This is a genomic window from Candidatus Infernicultor aquiphilus (assembly GCF_002784285.1).
GTDB classification, from domain to species: domain Bacteria; phylum Atribacterota; class Phoenicimicrobiia; order Phoenicimicrobiales; family Phoenicimicrobiaceae; genus Infernicultor; species Infernicultor aquiphilus.
On record NZ_PFKO01000309.1, the window covers coordinates 1669 to 2401 of the forward strand.

Sequence of the window (733 nt, forward strand, 5' to 3'; positions counted from 1 at the left end):
TTAAGGGTGGCGAATAATAAACTTATTATTGATGCAGATAAAAATTATCATAAAGAAATTCCTATACCCACAGTGGTTAAGGCAAAAAGTTTTACCAAGAGGTATAAAAATAATATATTGGAAGTCAGGTTAAAAAAGGCAGATTACCAAACAGTTTAAAAGTTGTAGGGGCACAATGAATTGTGCCCTTGCCACTTACCCGGAGGCGCTAGTTATGTATCAAAAAAAAGACCAATATCGCTTACTGATAGAGAACCTGCCTGATGGATTAGCTTATTGTAAAATGGTCCTGGATAACACCGGAAAACCGCTGGATTATATCTTCTTAGAGGTAAACTTATCCTTTGAGACCCTGACCGGGTTTCCAAGAGAAAATGTTATCGGTAAAAAGGTGACAGAAGTATATCCGGGAATTAAGGGTTTAGGCTTTGATTGGATCAGCGTCTTCGGTCAAGTAGCCGCTACCGGTCAGAGCATCCGTTTCCAACAGTACTTTGAACTGACAGATCGCTGGTACGACGTAATCGCCTACAGCGACCAGCCCGGCTATTTCGCCGAGGTCTTCCGTGATATTACCGAGAATAAGAAGACTGAAGAAGAACTACGGCAACGTGAAAAGAACTTTTCCACCTTAGTCGAAAATGCCCCGGATATGATCGTCCGTTTTAACCTGGATCTGCAGCACATTTATTGTAATGCAGCGGTCGAGCATCAGTTAGGAGTTCCGGTCCAT

General features: G+C 42.0%; 1 protein-coding gene. It reads left to right on the plus strand.

Annotated elements, in window-relative coordinates:
- Positions 1–214 precede the first annotated feature (214 nt).
- On the plus strand, positions 215–733 hold a 519-nt coding region (locus tag COZ07_RS08600), incomplete at its 3' end, for a PAS domain-containing protein (RefSeq protein ID WP_406608155.1).